This window comes from Halopenitus sp. POP-27, from assembly GCF_029889855.1.
GTDB classification, from domain to species: Archaea; Halobacteriota; Halobacteria; order Halobacteriales; family Haloferacaceae; genus Halopenitus; species Halopenitus malekzadehii.
In genome coordinates this window covers 54,352-68,613 of record NZ_JARANU010000016.1, presented here as the reverse complement: position 1 = coordinate 68,613, position 14,262 = coordinate 54,352, and the positions used below count along the sequence as shown (strand labels likewise).

The window sequence follows — 14,262 nt, the reverse complement described above, 5'->3', positions numbered from 1 at the left end:
ACACCCACTCCATGAGCGAGACCACATCGACCACCGACGACGACGAGACGCAGCGATCGACCGCCGCGGACCCAGCCGATCCGGCTACCTCCGCCGATCCGACCCCGGTCCCCGGCGAGACGGACGGAAAGTTCGGCCGCTATGGCGGCCAGTACGTCCCCGAGGCGCTGATGCCCGCCATCGAGGAGCTGACCGACGCGTATCAGCGGTACGTCCTCGAGAACGAGGACGGCTTTATGGACGAATTCCGGCGCCGGCTTCGGGAGTTCGGCGGGCGCCCGACGCCGCTCCAGCACGCGGAACGCCTCTCCGAGCGGTACGACCGTGACGTCTATCTGAAGCGGGAGGACCTACTTCACGGCGGCGCGCACAAGCTCAACAACGCACTCGGACAGGTCCTGCTCGCGAAGTATATGGGCAAAGACCGGGTCATCGCCGAGACCGGCGCCGGCCAACACGGCACCGCCACCGCGATGGCGGCCGCCCACCTCGATATGCCCTGTGAGGTGTATATGGGCGAGCGCGACATCAACCGGCAGCGTCCCAACGTCTTCCGGATGACGCTCAACGGCGCGACCGTGACGCCGGTGACGGCCGGACGCGGCACGCTCAAGGAGGCCATCTCCGAGACGATGCGCGACTGGGCCGGATCCGTCGAGGACACCCACTACGTCATCGGCAGCGTCGTCGGGCCGCACCCCTTCCCGGCGATGGTCCGGGACTTCCAGTCGGTCGTCTCCGAGGAGGCGCGCCGGCAGGCGCTCGAGACGATCGGCGAGCTTCCGACCGACGTGGTCGCGTGCGCCGGCGGCGGCTCGAACACGATGGGCTCGTTCGCCGCGTTCCTCGACGACGAGACGGTCTCGCTGCACGCCGTCGAGGCCGGCGGCGCCGACCTGTCGATCGACGAGGAGGAGGGCGTCGCCCCCAACTCGGCGTCGCTGTACGCCGGCGAGGAGGGCGTCCTCCACGGCGCGCGCACGAAGCTGCTTCAGGACGCGCACGGCCAGATCGTCGAGAGTCATTCGGTCTCCGCCGGACTCGATTACGCCGGCGTCGGCCCCGAGCTCGCACATCTCGCCGACGAGGGACGCATCACCCCGGCCGCCGTCGACGACGACCGGGCGCTCGAGGCGTTCCACCTCCTCTCACGCACCGAGGGGATCATCCCCGCGCTCGAGTCCGCTCACGCGATCGCGTACCTCGAGGCCGTTGCGGGTCCCGATGCCGAGGCCGGAGACGCGAACGGGACGGCCGATCAGGAGGCGGACGCGCTCGGCGAGACGGTGGTCGTCACCGTCTCCGGGCGCGGCGACAAGGACCTCGAGTCCGTGATCGAGGAGACCGCCGCCCGCGACATCGACGGTGCGCCGGACATGTCCGCGTTCACGGAGGGGATCTAGATGTCGAACCGTGCCGTCTCCGATCGGTCGGGGAACAGCGAGGCGATCGCGCAGGCGTTCGCGGACGGCCCGGCGTACATCCCGTATCTCGCGGTCGGGGATCCGGACTACGAGTCCTCACTCGAATACGTCGAGGCGCTCGAGCGCGGCGGCGCCGATCTCATCGAACTCGGACTTCCCTTCTCGGAACCGATCGCCGAGGGGCCGACGATCCAGGGCGCGGTCGTTCGCGCGCTCGAGGGCGGGATGACGCCGGACCGGTTCTTCGAGTTCGTCGAGGACCTCGACGTCGACGTGCCGCTCGTCTGCATGACCTACTACAACCTCATCTACCAGTGGGGTGAGACGGAGGGGCCACGCCCGTTCGTCGAGCGCGCCGCCGAGGCGGGACTTGAAGGGTTCGTCGTCCCCGACCTCCCGGCCGAGGAGGCCGACCCGCTCCGGGAGGCCTGCGACGAGTTCGGCCTCGATCTGGTGTTCATCGTCGCACCGACCACCGAGGGCGACCGGCTTGACCGGATCATGGACCGGGTGTCGGGTTACGTCTACGTCCAGGCCCGGCTCGGAACCACCGGCGCACAGGACGACGTCTCCGACCAGACGGCGGCCAGCCTCGACCGGCTCCGGGAGTACGACGTTCCGAAGGCGGTCGGATTCGGGATCTCCGCGGGCGACCACGCCGAGCGGATCGTCGCGGGCGGCGCCGACGGGATCATCGTCGGGTCGGCGCTCGTCGACATCGTCGCCGAGGGCGTCGAGTCGGACCGATCGACGGCGGCGGTGGCGGACCGGCTTGAGGCGCTCTCGCGGGAGCTCGTCGCGGGCGCCGAACGGGGTTCCCGCGCTCGATCGACGGACGACCCGTCCTGATCGCTCCCGACCCAAAGCCACTTATAAGGATAACGGCTGGTTGGCACAGCTAGCGGTTCACCTGTTCGACCGTAGTGAGGGCTGTTTCGCCCCACGAGAACAGATCGTGAACGGCGAACCGTAACATCCCAACGCGATCGGGAATCCTCGCCCTTTAGGGCGGGGAGGATGTCAAGCGTAATTGCCACACTCTCGCATACGAACTCGACCACGACCGTTCGGATGAGCCCCAACGGCGGACGGGGGGCCGACGCCACGATCGATGCCAATGCCACGATCGACGCCGGTGCCGACGCCACGATCGACGTACCGCTGACGCGCGATCCGGGCGATACCGCGGCCGTGGAACGACGATCGACCGAACACGACGCTCCCGACGATCATCCACCCCACCCACCGACAATGACAGCAGGACTCACAGCACGACTCGACCGCATCTCCACGAACGACCGCTACCTGATCGTCCCGATGGATCACGGGCTCACGATGGGTGCGGTCGCCGGCCTGAAGGACATCGAATCGACGATCGACGGCGTCACCAGCGGCGGGGCCGACGCCGTATTGACGCAAAAGGGGATCGCCCCGCGCGTCCACGCGAACAAAAACGACGCGGGCTACATCGTCCACACCAACGGATCGACGACGATCGGTCCCGACGAGAACGACAAGCGGATGACCGCCACCGCCGAGGAGGCGGTTCGAGCCGGCGCCGACGCGGTCTCCCTCCACATCAACGTCGGCTCCACCTACGAGCCGAAACAGATCGAGGACCTGGCGGAACTGACCGCTGACGCGGAGCGGCTCGGCCTGCCCGTGCTCGCGATGGCGTACGCGCGCGGCCCCGGCGTTGAGGGGGACGATCCCGAGGCGCTCGGCCACGCCGTCCGGCTCGCCGAGGAGCTCGGAGCCGACGTCGTCAAGACGGGCTACTCCGGCGACGGCGACTCCTTCGAACACGTCTGTGAGTCGACGCGGCTCCCGGTGGTCATCGCCGGCGGATCGCGCGGCACCGATCGTCAGACCATCGAGATGGTCCGCGGCGCGATGGACGGCGGCGCCGCCGGCGTCTCGATGGGTCGGTCGATCTTCCAGCACGAGGACCCCGAAGCCATCACCGCGGCGGTCAGCGCCGTGGTTCACGACGACCGTGACGCGGCGGACGCGCTCCGCGCCGCCGGCCTCGTCGACGCGTAGGTCATCGATCGATCACGGACCCGACAGTATCAAAGCGACCCTCGCCCCGACCGTACTTTCGCAGTTTTCAAGCCCCGAGGGGGCGTCCCATCGATAATGACACGAACCGTCTGGGTCAAAGCCGACGACGAGGTCGGCGACTGGGAGCAGCGCAAACGCCGGATCACGGCCGGCATCGAGGCCGGGGTCGACTGGGTGCTCGTCGACGAGGCCGACGTCCCGCGGGTCAGGGAACTCGGCGACGTCAACGTCGCGGCGTTCCGCTCCGACGCCGACGTCGTCGACGAGGCGGAACCGGATGCCGACGCGGACGCTGCGAGCGCGGACGCCTACATCGTCGGCAAGGACGGCGAGGGTGACGGAACGATCTCGATGCCTGATGACCTCTCGGGATCCGCGGACCTGTCGACCCTTCGCCGCCGTGATGACCGGGCGCAGGGAGTGTACGCCCGCATCCTCGACGAGCGGTACGAGGCGTTCGCTGAGGACGCCGCCGCCGACGCCGAGTACACGATCGTGGTCGGCGAGGACTGGACGATCATCCCGCTCGAGAACCTGATCGCCCGCGTCGGCGAGGAGACCCATCTCGTCGCGGGCGTGACGTCGGCCGCGGAGGCCCAGACCGCCTTCGAGACGCTGGAGTCCGGATCCGACGGGGTGCTCGTCGACGCCGACTCACCCGACGCCATCCGCGGCGCCGTCGAGGCCCGCGATGCTGCCGCCCGGGAACAGCTCGATCTCTCGTACGCGACCATCACCGAGGTCGAACAGGCCGGGATGGCCGACCGCGTCTGCATCGATACCGGCAGCCTGCTGGATCACGACGAGGGGATGCTCGTCGGGTCGATGTCGCGCGGGCTCTTCTTCGTCCACGCTGAGACCGCCGAGAGTCCCTACGTCGCCTCCCGACCCTTCCGGGTCAACGCGGGGGCCGTCCACGCCTACGTCCGGACGCCGGACGGCGGGACGAAGTACCTCGCCGGGCTGAAGTCGGGCGACGAGGTCCAGGTCGTCGACACGGACGGGCACACCCGGGAGGCGATCGTCGGTCGCGTCAAGATCGAGAAGCGGCCGATGTTCCGCGTGGAGGCCGAGGTCGAGACCGACGACGGCGTCGATCGCGTCGAGACGCTGCTGCAGAACGCCGAGACGATCAAAGTCGCCACGAGCGAGGGCCGGATCGCGGTGACCGACCTCGAGCCCGGCGACGAGGTCGCGCTCTATTACGAGGACGTCGCCCGGCACTTCGGCGAGTCGGTCGAGGAAAGCATCATCGAGAAGTAACACACGTCGCCGGAGCGACGGAACCGGTGGGTCAGGAAACCGGCCAGTACTCCTGGTGATGCTCGACCGCGTCGTCGATCCACTCGTCGACCAGCCCCGTGGGTTCGTCCAGGAACTCGAAGGGGTCCCCGGTCCCGTACTGCTCCAGTTCGACCGTCTCGTCGAGGACGCCCTCGAAGACGCCGAGGGTGGCGAACGAGAGGTGGGAGGGCTGGTAGCCCCCCTCCTGGATCAGCGCGAGCGCACCGTCGGCCGTGTCGTCGGCAAGCCGGCGGACGCGGGCCCCGAGGTCCCGGAAGCCACCCCGGGTCACGATGTTCCGGCCGTTCATATCGGCCGGCCCGGCGTCCTGGCCGGCGCTGACGATCACCAGGTCCGGGTCGAACTCGGCGACGACCGGTTCGACGATCCGGTCGAAAACCGCCCCGTACCCCCGGTTGCCGGTTCCCGGCGGCAGCGGCACGTTGACGGTGTACCCCTCGCCGTCTCCGGTGCCGACCTCGTCGATCGATCCCTCCTGGGGATGATACTCCGGATGCCAGGAGCCGTGGTCGTTGTGGGCGCTCACGAACAGGACGTCATCCCGGCCGTAAAACGTCTCCTGGGTGCCGTTCCCATGGTGGACGTCCCAGTCGACGATCGCGACCCGGCCGGCCGCGACGTCGGCGGGGCCGTCGTCGGCGAGCGCCGCCTCGGCGGCAAGCGCCGCGTTGTTCAGGAAGCAGAACCCGTCGGCGCGGTCGGGCTGTGCGTGGTGGCCGCTCGGCCGACAGAGCGCGTACGGGAGGGCGTGACCGTCGCCCTCGTCGGTTCCGTCTCCGCTTGCGGGTTCGTCGTCGCTGGTCCCGCTCGAGAGCGCGGCCTCGGCCGCCTCGATCGCGGCGCCGGCGGCGACCCGCGCCGCGTCGTAGCTGTGCTCGTTCATCCCGGTCGTGGTGTCCTCGATCCGGCCGCCGCCGTCGGCACAGAACGACGCGAGCCAGTCGAGGTACTCGGGGTCGTGGACCCGTTCGAGGGCGTCCCGGCTCGCCGGGGACGGCGAGACCGTTTCCGTGACGTCGCCGAAGGCGTGGTCGATCATCGCGCGGATGTTCTCGACGCGCTCGCGACGATCGGGGTGGATCTCGGGGGTCGCAACGATCGGCGTGTCAGGATACTTGAAGGCCCCAGCGGGTGGTTCGTGATCGAGCATTCGGTCGTCCCAGTAGACGGTGAGATCGGGTGTCATCTCGTTGACTCACTCCGTGGTGCCACAGTATTCGACGGCGATCGCGGCGATCGTCGCCGCGGTCTCGAGCAGCGAGGGTACCGTGGTGTGTTCGTCCGCCCCGTGGAGGTTCGCCCCGTCGGGACCGACCGAGACGGCGTCCACATCGTAATACAGCGGGTAGAACCGCTCGTCGAGGCCGGCGTTGCCGCCGACGAACGAGCCGGAGCGGCCGGTGACGTCCTCGCCAACGTGCTTCGCGAGCGTCGCGATCTCGCCGGTCGGATCGACCTCGTGGGGTTCGGCCTGCCAGCCGAACCACTCGACCTCGGGTGGATGGTCGGCGAGCCACTCGTCGTTCGCGGCCGCCTCCGCGACGGCATCCTCGATCTGTGACCGGACCTCGGCGCGGGTCTCGCCCGGCGGCCAGCCGATCCGCCCCTGGAGAACCGCCCGCGAGGGGAGCGTCGAGGGCCAGTCGCCGGCCTCGATCGTCCCGACGTTGAGGTTCGTGACGTTCCCCTTGAGGGAGGGGTTCGCCCGGTAGGCCGGCTCGTAGTCGATCCGTGCCTTCCGCTCGGCGTCGAGCTCTTCGAGGGCGCGGTAGACCGTGGCGGCGTTGCCGATGGCGTTGACGCCCTCGTGGCCCCACGCCGCGTGGACGCTCTTGCCCGGCACGACCACGCGGAAGTACATCACGCCCGCGCTCGCGATCCCGACGTTCGGGACGTCGAACGGTTCGGCGATCACCGCTGCGTCCGGGACGTATCCCCGATCGAGGGCTGCCAGCGCGCCGCCGACGCCGCCATCTTCCTCCTCGATCGTCGACTGGAAGACGAGGTCACCGCCGAGCTCGATCTCGAGTTCATCGAGCGCCTCCATCGCGATCAGGGTCGCCGCGAGCCCGCCCTTCATGTCCGCAACTCCACGGCCATAGAGGGTCTCCCCCTCCTGGGTCAACGACCACGGCTCGCGGTTCCACTCGGCCTCGGTCACGTCGACCACGTCGATGTGACCCCCCACCGTGAGCGTCGGCCCGTCGCCACCTTCGCGGCAGGCGACGACGTTCGGCCGTCCCTCGTAGCCGTACTCCTCGTAGGAGGACGTCTCGAAGTACCCCTCGTGGTCCGCCAGGTCGTCGGTCGACGGCTCGAAGACGTCGGGCTCGAGCCCCATCGCCTCGAGCCGATCGATGATGACCTCCTGAGCGGGTGCCTCGTCGCCGGTGACGGTCGGTGCCTCCACGAGGTCGCCGACCAGGTCGATGAGCTCGTCTTTCTTCGATTCGATCGTTTCCGTGAGTGTGTCTGTGTCCGTCATCGTGTGTCTCCTTCGTGTTCTCCGTTGTGTGTGGGTCGTGGTTTCGTGTGATCGCGTTCGGTCATCCGTGTTCGATCGGTTCCGGCCCTCCGTGTTCGATCGGTTCCGGCCCTCCGTGTTCGATCGGCCTCGTCTATTTTCGATCGAACAACTCCCGAAGTCGGTCGCGTGGATCGAGTGAGCTGGCGGCGAGTCCGTCCGGGAAGTAGATCGTCACGAGGATCAGCATCGCACCCCAGATCACGAGCCGGATCTCCCCGAGGTCACGGAGTCCCTCGTTGAGGCCGAAGACGATCACGGCCCCGAAGATCCCGCCGCCGATCGTCCGGAGGCCACCGATGATGCCCATCGCCATGAACTCGATCATCCGGTTGACCTCGATCATCGGCGGCGAGATGATCTGGATGGTGTATATCTGCAGCCCGCCGGCGACGCCGGCGATGGCGGACCCGACGACGAACCCGACGAGCTTGTACCGGGGGACGTTGTTCCCCAGCATCCGTGCCGCGTCGGGGGCCTCGCGGATCGCCCGCGCGACGAGGCCGAACCGGTTGACCAACAGCCCGTACTGGACGACCAGCAGGACGACCACGACCGCGAACACGAAATAATACAGTGCGAGGCGGTTTCCGCCGAACAGCGCCGGGAATCCCGTGTATCCGGTCGGCCCGCCGGTGAGATCGCGGAAATGGATCGTCAGCCGGTAGACGATCTCGGCGAACGCGAGCGTCGCCATCCCGACGTAGGCGCCGGAGAGGCGCAACACCGGAAGGGCGATCGGGATCGCGAAGATCCCGGCGACGACGCCGCCGAGCAGCACCGCCAGGACCGGATGCACGCCCGCCTGGCCGGCGAGCAGGGCCGTCGCGTACGCGCCGATCCCGTAGAGGGCGGCGTGCGCGAAGCTGAACATCCCGAAGTAGCCGGCGATGAAGATCCAGCTCGTGACCACGAGGATCGCGATGATGAGCTGCGTCAGCAGGTCGAGGGTGTAGCCGCCGACCAGTTGCGGCGCCAGCAGCGCCAGCAGCGCCAGCACCGCGAAGACGACCCCGTTTCGCGATCGGGCGTCCTCGACGAGCCGATCGCCGGTCCGGGCGATCCCGGACCGGAGCGTCTCGAGCGCAGTCATTCGAGATACCCCCCGATGCCGTCCGGATACGCGACGAGTACGACTATCATGATCGCAAAGAGGATGATCATCGCCATCTCACTGGAGACCCAGATGATGCTGATGCTGCGAACGACCGCAAGCCCAATCGCCGCCAGCAGCGTTCCGCGAACGCTTCCGAGTCCGCCGACCATCACGACGACGAACGACAGAAGGAACGGATACCATCCCACGGAGGGATAGACCGCGAACAGCGGGGCCAACAGGACGCCGGCGAGCCCCGCAAGCGCGGCACTGATTCCGAAGGTGATCGCGTACACGCGGTTCGGACGAACGCCCATCAACAGCGCCGTGTCGTTGTCCTGGGAGACGGCGCGGATGGCGAGCCCGAGCTTCGTTCGTGAGATGATCACGAAGAGGAGCCCCAACGCGATGACCGAAATGATGAAGATCAGCACTCGCTGGGCGCTCAGCGTGATCCCGGCGACGGTCCAGATCACGTCGGTGAATTGGGGGAACGACTCACGCTGTGATCCGATCCAGACGATGAAGGCGTTTTCGAGGAAGAACGCGAGCCCGAGCGTGACGACCATCGACGGGATCCCGAACTCCTCCCGATCCCGGAGCGGCCGGATGAGCGCAACCTCGGTCACGTATCCGAGCGCGAACACCACACCCCCGGCGGCGACCACCGCTGCGACCAGACTCCCCGTCGCGCCGAGCGTGAAGAAGCCGACGTAGCCGCCGACCATAAACATCGCGCCGTGTCCAAAGTTCAACACGCGTGCGACGCCCCAGATGAGCGTGAGGCCGACGGCGATCAGCGCGAGCTGACCGCCGAACAACAGCCCGTTGACGAGCTGTTGGGCGAGAAGCGAGACGCTAACCATCGTCCGCCCTCCGACCCGGCGTCGTCCGCCGGAGCGTGTCGTGATTCGTGGGTGTCGGTTCCACCGTCATCCGTGTCGTTCTCCGATGTACATCTCCATTATATCGTCCTCGTTCCGCAGGGACTCGGTATCGCCCTCGTACTCCAGCCGTCCCTGATCGAGGACGTAGACGTACTCGGCGATCTCGAGCACCCGTCGGACGTTCTGTTCGATGATGAGCATGTCCCGACCGCGCTCCTTCAGGGCCGCTATCTGCTCGAAGACGTCGTCGACCAGGTGGGGCGCCAGCCCTGCGCTCGGTTCGTCCAACAGGAGGATGTCGGGATCGGGCATCATCGCCCGCCCGAACGCGACCATCATCTGCTGTCCGCCCGAGAGGTCCCCGGCGTGCTGGGAGCGCTTCTTCTTGAGAACGGGGAACATATCGTAGACCTCCTCGTACTGTCGGTCGAGCAGGTCATCGTCGTCGATCAGGTAGCCTCCCATCTGGAGGTTCTCCTTGACGGTCATGTCCGGGAAGACGCTGCCGCCCTGCGGAAGCATCACGACGCCACGTTCGAGGACCTCCCGTGGATGGTCGTTCGTCACGTCCTCGCCCCGTATCGTGATCGTGCCGTCCCAGACGTCGACCATCCCGAGGATGGACTTCATCATCGTGGACTTGCCGGACCCGTTCGGGCCGATGACGCAGTTCACGCGGTCCTCGGCGATCGTCGCAGAGAGGTCGTGGAGGACCTGGTTCTCGCCGTACCCGGCGTCGACGCCGTCGAGTTCGATCAGGCTCATCTCAGGTCCCCCCGAGGTAGGCCTCACGGACCTTCTCATCGTCGCGGATCTCCTCAAACGTTCCCGAGGCGATGTCGCGGCCGGCGTTCATCACGACGACGCGTTCACACAGTTCGCTTATTACTGACATATCGTGTTCGATGACGAGGATCGCGGTGCCGCCATCGTTGATGCGGCGGATGTCCTCGATGATGTCGTCCATCAGCGCCGGATTGACCCCGGCTGCGGGCTCGTCCAGCAGGATGAGATCGGGATCGAGCATCAGGACGCGGGCGAGCTCGAGCAGCTTCTTTTGTCCGCCGCTGAGTTCGTCGGCACGGTTCTCCCGCACTTCCTCGAGGTGGAGTTCCTCGAGCAATCGCTCGATACGTTCCTCCTGTTCGGTCGGTCCACACGAGACGTTCGGCACGAGCAGGTTCTCGTAGACCGAGAGGCGGCCGAACGGCTTCGATATCTGGAACGTTCGCCCGATCCCGCGCTTCGAGACCGCGTCGGGCGAGGCGCCCGTAACGTCCTCCCCGTTGAGGGAGACCGTCCCCTCGTCCGGGTCCAGGAACCCGGTGATGAGGTTGAGCGTGGTCGTTTTTCCGGCCCCGTTGGGCCCGATCAGGCCGACGAGCTCGCCCTCCTCGATCGCCAGGTCGAGCCCGTCGACGGCGACGATGCCGCCGAACCGTTTCGTCACGTCGTCGACTGAGAGTACTGTCGTCATCTGTTTCCTCCGATCGCCGTCGGGGGATACGCATCCGTCCAGGGAGTCGCGTCCTCGATGGCCGCGCCGGCGGCGACCACCTCGCGGTCCGCGAGCCGGTCGCCGACCACCTGCATTCCGATCGGGAGCCCGTCGTCGTCGAACCCGACCGGGATCGAGACCGCCGGGTGGCCGCTGAGGTTCAGCGGCCAGGTGAGCGTCCAGCCGTGCATTCGGTGCACTGACTTGCCGTCGACGGTCGGCTCCGTGACGTCGAGCCCGAACGCGGTCCGCCCGAGCGTCGGCGTCGCGAGGACGTCGACGTCCGCAAGCGCCGTCGTGATCGCATCGTATACCGCCGTCCGGCGGCGGCGTGCCGTCGAAAGCGTCGTCGTGTCGAGCTCGAGGCCGGCCCGGATCCGCGAGCGGACCTCCGGCGTTATCGGCTCGTCGGTCGCCAACAGGTCGACGTCGGCGTCACGTCTGAGGTTCTCGTACAGTCCGACGTATCGGGACTGGAGGATCCACTCGATCGCGTCGTGACGCTCCTCCCAACTCCCCTCGAAGGGGATCTCGATCTCCTCGACCGTCGCGCCGGCCGCCGAAAGCTCCTCGAGGGCGGATTCGACCGCGCTCGAGACCGCGTTCGAGACGACGAAGTCGCCGAAGTTCGGCGAGTAGCCGATCCGCAGGTCGGAGAGGTCGAGGGCCTCCCGGGCCGCCTCCTGGTAGGATCCTGTCGGTTCGGGGAGTCCGTACGGATCGCTCGCGTCGGGGCCTGCCATCGCCTCGAGCATCAGCGCCGCGTCCGAGACGGTGCGGGCGATCGGTCCGAAGAACGTGTACGGAAGGATCTCCTGAAACGCGTCCGAGCGAACCGGGCCCGCGGGCACGCGCCCGAAGTCCGGGAGGAGCCCGACCACGCCGCAGGCGCTCGAGGGGATCCGGATCGACCCGGCCGCGTCCGAGCCGAGCGCTATGGGGGCCAGCCCGGCGGCGACCGCCGCCGCGCTGCCGCCCGAGGATCCGCCGGTCGTCCGGCTCGGGTCCCACGGGTTCCCCGAGGCGCCGAAGACGGGGTTGTCCGTCATCGTCTTCCGGCCGAACTCGGGCGTGTTCGTCTTCCCGAGGATGATCGCCCCCGCCTCGCGAAGCCGGGAGACGACCACGTCGTCCTCCTCGGGGACGTGGTCGGCGAAGGCGGGCGAGCCGAACGTGGTCCGCACGCCCGCGACGTGGTTCAGGTCCTTGATCGCGACCGGAACGCCGTGCAGCGGACCGAGGTCCTCGCCGCGCTCGACGGCGCGTTCGGCTTCGGCGGCGGCCTCCCGGGCAGACTCCTCGCAGACGGTCACGTAGGCGTTGATCTCGGGGTTTACCCGGCCGATGCGCTCGAGGAACGCGTCGACGACCGCGACCGGCGAGCGTTCCCCGCGGCGGATCTCCGCAGCGAGCGTCGCCGCCGAGGTGTAACAGACGTCCGTCGGGTCGTCACTCGAGGCGGCCGCCCGGTCGTCACTCGAGGTCATATTTGAACGAGTAGCAGTATTTCTCGTACCCCAGGTCGAGATAGAACCGGTGGGCATCCTCGCGCCACAAGCCGGACTCGAGCTCGACGGCCGCACAGTCGTTGTCGGCGGCCCAGTCGTGAACGTGCTCGAGCATCTCGGCGCCGTGGCCCTCGGACCGGTGGTCCTCGTCGACGACGAGGTCGTAGACGTACGCGTGCCGGCCGAGGTAGAGGTTCGTCGAAATCGTGACGCCGGCGACCGCTACCGGATCTTCGCCGACGTAGCCCGCGAAGAGCCGGTAGCCTTCCTCGGCCATCGGTTCGTACAGCTCCTCGAACGCCTCGCGGTCGAGGTGGTCGCGAAGCTGTTGCAGGACGGGGAAGACCGCGTCACGTTCCTCCGCCGATGTGACGCGCGCTATCCGCATCGCTCCCCGTTCAGCCAGCTCGTTTCCGACCCGGCGAGGGTGCCGGCTCCGAATCCACTCGAGCCGCGGTCTGCTTCCATATCGTGTCCTGCCATCCGTGATCAGTAGACCGAGGTGTCGATCTCGGCGGTGGCGATCTCGGAGGGCCACACGAGGTTGAGTTCCTGGTCGATGACCTGGTAGCCGGGGGCAGGCTGGGTGTCGACGCCGCCCCATGCGGCCTGGTGGTTATCCTGGTAACTGATGTAGCCGGTGCCGCCCGGGATCGGGTCGTGTTCGAGGACCGTCGATTCCCACTCATCGACGCTGGCCGACCGGAAGGCCTCGAGGCTCTCGAAGGCCGACACGTACTCCGCGATGACCTTGATGTTCTGGTAGGACAGCGCGGCGCTGCCGGTCATGTCCAGGTCGGTGCGTTCGTTCCACGCTTCCAGGGCACCCTGTTCCTCGAGCAGCGCGTCGACGCGTCCCGCGTTCAACAGCGTGATCGCCCCGTCGCCGGCGCTGCCGGCGGTCTCGAGCGCGTCCCCGATCGTCAGCCCGTAGTTGTGGAAGAAGTGCGTCCCCTCGAAGCCCGACTCGGCGAACTGTCGCGTCAGGTTGCCGGCACCCGAGGAGGACGTCTGGACCGCCCAGACGATGTCCGGGTCGTTGGACTGGATCCGCGAGAGCAGCGACGTGAAGTCGGTCTCGTCAAGCGCGACCTCGTCCTGTGAGACGACCTCCCAGCCGATCTCGTCGAGTTCGTCGCGCATCAGGTCCATGATCGACAGCCCGTAGGAGGTGTCCTCGCCGATCAGGGCGATCGTCTGGTCCTCGTAGGGGAAATACCCCGTGCCGTCGTTCTGGAACTGGTCGATCAGCTGTCGCCAGCCGACCGCGTACGCCTCCGACGGCGGCGTCGTCTTGAAGACGTTCCATAGCTCCTGGTCGTTGATCTTTTCGACGATGGCGTTCGAGACGGCCTCGTCGATGATCTGCGGGACGTCGTGTTGGGCGGTGACCTCGACGGTCGCAAGCGCGACGTCGCTGTGGAACCCGCCGCCGATCACGTCGACGCCCTCCTGCTGGATGAGGCGGTTGACTTCGTTGCGTCCCGCCGAGGGCTGTGACTCCGAGTCACCGAACACGAGTTCGATGTCCTGGCCGTGAACGCCACCGGCCTCGTTGATTATGTCGCGGGACATCTCTGCGCCGATCTGCTTCTGCTCGCCGATGTTGGAGTTCGGTCCGGAGAGGGGGTTGTAGAACCCGATCGTGAGTCCATCGCCGCTTCCGTCGCCGTTGCCACCGCCGTTGCCGCCGTTGCCGCCGTTGCCGCCACCGTTTCCATTGCCGTCGCCGTTTCCGAGACAGCCGGCGACGGAGGCGATCGCGATCCCGGCACCGGTGGTTCGGAGGAAATCCCGGCGACTCCCGTCATCCGTGCTATTTCCGCTCGAAGAATCGATCTGTCGATCACTTGAATCCGAATTCGTGTTTGATCCCATAATGGTTGACAGCTAATAGCGTGGATGAGACACTCACACTTATACGTTCTGGAAACCGTTACCGGATATTGTATTAAC

Annotated in this window: 13 protein-coding genes; 4 read left to right on the top strand and 9 right to left on the bottom strand. The window is 67.4% G+C overall.

The window, feature by feature from the left end; translation table 11 throughout:
- Positions 1-11 precede the first annotated feature (11 nt).
- From trpB to OQF70_RS10650, 4 genes are all read left to right on the top strand, one after another.
- Positions 12-1,403 carry a tryptophan synthase subunit beta gene (gene trpB, locus OQF70_RS10665; protein ID WP_280537520.1) on the top strand — a complete coding sequence of 464 codons (1,392 nt, stop codon included), beginning with the start codon at positions 12-14 and terminating at the stop codon, positions 1,401-1,403.
- A complete protein-coding gene (trpA, locus tag OQF70_RS10660) occupies positions 1,404-2,273 on the top strand; it encodes a tryptophan synthase subunit alpha (protein WP_280537519.1) in 870 nt (289 codons plus the stop codon).
- Positions 2,274-2,675: 402 nt separating this feature from the next.
- On the top strand, positions 2,676-3,467 hold the full coding sequence (locus OQF70_RS10655; RefSeq protein WP_280537536.1) for a 2-amino-3,7-dideoxy-D-threo-hept-6-ulosonate synthase: 792 nt from the start codon (positions 2,676-2,678) through the stop codon (positions 3,465-3,467).
- Between the two features lie 96 nt (positions 3,468-3,563).
- A complete protein-coding gene (locus tag OQF70_RS10650; protein WP_092813262.1) occupies positions 3,564-4,751 on the top strand; it encodes a 3-dehydroquinate synthase II in 1,188 nt (395 codons plus the stop codon).
- A 31-nt stretch (positions 4,752-4,782) separates the two neighbouring features.
- Here the strand turns inward: OQF70_RS10650 and OQF70_RS10645 are convergent, their stop codons facing one another.
- The 9 genes from OQF70_RS10645 to OQF70_RS10605 form a co-directional block, all read right to left on the bottom strand.
- Positions 4,783-5,979, bottom strand: a complete 1,197-nt coding sequence (locus OQF70_RS10645; protein WP_280537517.1) for a class II histone deacetylase — start codon at positions 5,977-5,979, stop codon at positions 4,783-4,785.
- 9 nt (positions 5,980-5,988) lie between these two features.
- A complete protein-coding gene (locus OQF70_RS10640) occupies positions 5,989-7,278 on the bottom strand; it encodes an ArgE/DapE family deacylase (protein WP_280537515.1) in 1,290 nt (429 codons plus the stop codon).
- Positions 7,279-7,411: 133 nt separating this feature from the next.
- Positions 7,412-8,410 (bottom strand): branched-chain amino acid ABC transporter permease, encoded by a 999-nt coding sequence (locus tag OQF70_RS10635; RefSeq protein WP_280537513.1) that lies wholly within the window; start codon positions 8,408-8,410, stop codon positions 7,412-7,414.
- Positions 8,407-9,279, bottom strand: a complete 873-nt coding sequence (locus OQF70_RS10630) for a branched-chain amino acid ABC transporter permease (RefSeq protein WP_280537512.1) — start codon at positions 9,277-9,279, stop codon at positions 8,407-8,409. Before OQF70_RS10630 ends, OQF70_RS10635 begins: the two co-directional genes overlap by 4 nt.
- A gap of 66 nt (positions 9,280-9,345) precedes the next feature.
- Entirely contained in the window at positions 9,346-10,065 is a 720-nt protein-coding gene (locus OQF70_RS10625) for an ABC transporter ATP-binding protein (protein WP_280537511.1), read from the bottom strand.
- A gap of 1 nt (position 10,066) precedes the next feature.
- On the bottom strand, positions 10,067-10,777 hold the full coding sequence (locus OQF70_RS10620; RefSeq protein ID WP_280537509.1) for an ABC transporter ATP-binding protein: 711 nt from the start codon (positions 10,775-10,777) through the stop codon (positions 10,067-10,069).
- Positions 10,774-12,285 (bottom strand): amidase, encoded by a 1,512-nt coding sequence (locus OQF70_RS10615; RefSeq protein ID WP_280537508.1) that lies wholly within the window; start codon positions 12,283-12,285, stop codon positions 10,774-10,776. The genes OQF70_RS10620 and OQF70_RS10615 overlap by 4 nt, the downstream gene beginning before the upstream one ends.
- The gene (locus tag OQF70_RS10610) at positions 12,272-12,910 is read right to left on the bottom strand and encodes a GNAT family N-acetyltransferase (RefSeq protein ID WP_280537507.1); all 639 of its coding nucleotides are present in this window, start codon (positions 12,908-12,910) and stop codon (positions 12,272-12,274) included. The genes OQF70_RS10615 and OQF70_RS10610 overlap by 14 nt, the downstream gene beginning before the upstream one ends.
- Positions 12,796-14,184 (bottom strand): ABC transporter substrate-binding protein, encoded by a 1,389-nt coding sequence (locus OQF70_RS10605; protein WP_280537506.1) that lies wholly within the window; start codon positions 14,182-14,184, stop codon positions 12,796-12,798. The genes OQF70_RS10610 and OQF70_RS10605 overlap by 115 nt, the downstream gene beginning before the upstream one ends.
- Between the last annotated feature and the right edge of the window lie 78 nt (positions 14,185-14,262).

Bases quoted from the DNA above. Each gene is read 5' to 3' on its own strand.
- OQF70_RS10655 (WP_280537536.1), top strand. From the start codon at position 2,676: ATGACAGCAGGACTCACAGCACGACTCGACCGCATCTCCACGAACGAC.
- OQF70_RS10620 (WP_280537509.1), bottom strand. From the start codon at position 10,777: ATGACGACAGTACTCTCAGTCGACGACGTGACGAAACGGTTCGGCGGC.
- OQF70_RS10635 (WP_280537513.1), bottom strand. From the start codon at position 8,410: ATGACTGCGCTCGAGACGCTCCGGTCCGGGATCGCCCGGACCGGCGAT.
- OQF70_RS10610 (WP_280537507.1), bottom strand. From the start codon at position 12,910: ATGGGGCGGCGTCGACACCCAGCCTGCCCCCGGCTACCAGGTCATCGA.
- OQF70_RS10640 (WP_280537515.1), bottom strand. From the start codon at position 7,278: ATGACGGACACAGACACACTCACGGAAACGATCGAATCGAAGAAAGAC.
- OQF70_RS10605 (WP_280537506.1), bottom strand. From the start codon at position 14,184: ATGGGATCAAACACGAATTCGGATTCAAGTGATCGACAGATCGATTCT.
- trpA (WP_280537519.1), top strand. From the start codon at position 1,404: ATGTCGAACCGTGCCGTCTCCGATCGGTCGGGGAACAGCGAGGCGATC.
- OQF70_RS10645 (WP_280537517.1), bottom strand. From the start codon at position 5,979: ATGACACCCGATCTCACCGTCTACTGGGACGACCGAATGCTCGATCAC.
- OQF70_RS10615 (WP_280537508.1), bottom strand. From the start codon at position 12,285: ATGACCTCGAGTGACGACCGGGCGGCCGCCTCGAGTGACGACCCGACG.
- OQF70_RS10630 (WP_280537512.1), bottom strand. From the start codon at position 9,279: ATGGTTAGCGTCTCGCTTCTCGCCCAACAGCTCGTCAACGGGCTGTTG.
- trpB (WP_280537520.1), top strand. From the start codon at position 12: ATGAGCGAGACCACATCGACCACCGACGACGACGAGACGCAGCGATCG.
- OQF70_RS10650 (WP_092813262.1), top strand. From the start codon at position 3,564: ATGACACGAACCGTCTGGGTCAAAGCCGACGACGAGGTCGGCGACTGG.
- OQF70_RS10625 (WP_280537511.1), bottom strand. From the start codon at position 10,065: ATGAGCCTGATCGAACTCGACGGCGTCGACGCCGGGTACGGCGAGAAC.